The sequence below is a fragment of the Novosphingobium sp. GW835-FHT14H07 genome (genome assembly GCF_058793515.1).
This window is the reverse complement of sequence record NZ_JBXAFX010000078.1, coordinates 1-1497: the sequence shown is the minus strand read 5'-3', so window position 1 is coordinate 1497 and position 1497 is coordinate 1. Positions and strand designations below refer to the sequence as shown.

The following is a 1497-nucleotide window of genomic DNA, read 5'->3' as shown; positions in this document are numbered from 1 at the left end:
TAGCTTCAATCCGAATGCTCACGCGCCGAACCGCAAGATATTGCTGGAATTGAGAAACTTCTGAATCAGGCACTAAGGTGTAAAAATGGGCGGTTGTCCGCCAGCAGTGCGAATTTCGGCGAAATTACGCTGCGCAAATTGACAGCCACCGAGGCTGCGGAACTCGAGTGATAGGGTCCTGCAGCATGGCTGGATGCTCCAGAAAAATTTAGGCGGTTGGCAATGAGGGTTACCAGTTACGGCCTTTTTTGGCGTTCATCTGAAATTGACTGGCATCCGGGACAAGGTGCTAAAGATGCGTTTCGACTACTTGGTCGGGTTGGCGCACAACGCGGGACTATCCGAATCGCTGACTTTCGACGGCAGCAAGGCATCTATATCCTCTACGATGACTATGGCCCTTGCTATGTCGGCCTTACAAAGAAGCAGGGTTTGGGTAAGCGGCTCAAGGATCATCTTTCGGACCATCTTGAAGGGAAATGGGATCGCTTTTCATGGTTCGGTTTCTGGCCGATTGGTGCGGATACCGACAAAGCTGGGGTCTACCGGCTCAATGAACCAAGCGTCGAAGTTTCAGAGGATACGAACACAACCATTGGTGATCTTGAAGCACTCGTAATTCGGGCCATTGGTCCTCGGCACAATACGCAAGGCATGAATTTTGCGAACGCTCAATTATGGACCCAAATTGAATTGGACGAGTACGAAAAATATCTCGCGCGCGTCGCGCAGATTCCCTGAAACAGCTATAGCGAGCAAGGGGATAGGACGGCCATCCGATAAGCGCGCTTCCCACGTGCTTCCCCGCCACCTCTGGGGAACCGCTAGGGAAGCGGTCTTATGGCAATTAACGCACTAACTGGCCTGTCGGCTGACGGTCCCAAGTTCGACCTAGTCGGCCCTACCGTCGATGACGACATTCGCCGCATTATCGCACGCTATGGCAACGAAGCCGTGAAGCAGGCCGTCAAACGGGTAACCAAGCCAAAGCGGGGGAGAAAGCCAGAGAAGGACTGGCCAGAATTGCGGGAGGTCATTGAATCGGATGCACGCGACTGGCTCGCCGGGGGTGATCCATTTTCTTCCCGCTCCAACTATTCAATCGCCAAAGACTTCGCGGACAAAAATCCAGGCCATAGTCACCCGGCTACCATGAAGCGAATTGAGCGCAAGCTGGTGCAAAAGCGGGTGTGGATGACGCTGGTTACTGCCGAGAATTTTAGCCGAGAAGGCTATCCCTACGCCGCGCATATTCGTGCGCTCGAAGCACTGAGTGAAGCTGATCCTCATCCTGTTTGGGCGTCGATCCGGGATCGGGCAAAATCGGATGTAGCCGACTATCAGGCGAAAAAGGGCGAGGCCCCGCCTGTCCATATGTCCATGAAAGAAGTCGAAGACGCTGCCCGCAATGCCCTGCTGACGGTAGTGTCCCACGGCGTGGTGTAGGAACACCGATCCTCGGCAGGGCCGAGGATGATCAGGCTGCCAGTGCCGGCA

Annotated in this window: 2 protein-coding genes; both read left to right on the top strand. The window is 54.5% G+C overall.

Going from position 1 to position 1497, the window contains the following annotated elements:
- The first annotated feature begins 222 nt into the window (after positions 1-222).
- A complete protein-coding gene (locus AC1Q5P_RS21880; RefSeq protein ID WP_492520023.1) occupies positions 223-741 on the top strand; it encodes a GIY-YIG nuclease family protein in 519 nt (172 codons plus the stop codon).
- 99 nt (positions 742-840) lie between these two features.
- Positions 841-1446 (top strand): hypothetical protein, encoded by a 606-nt coding sequence (locus tag AC1Q5P_RS21875; protein WP_492520022.1) that lies wholly within the window; start codon positions 841-843, stop codon positions 1444-1446.
- The last annotated feature ends 51 nt before the right edge of the window (positions 1447-1497 follow it).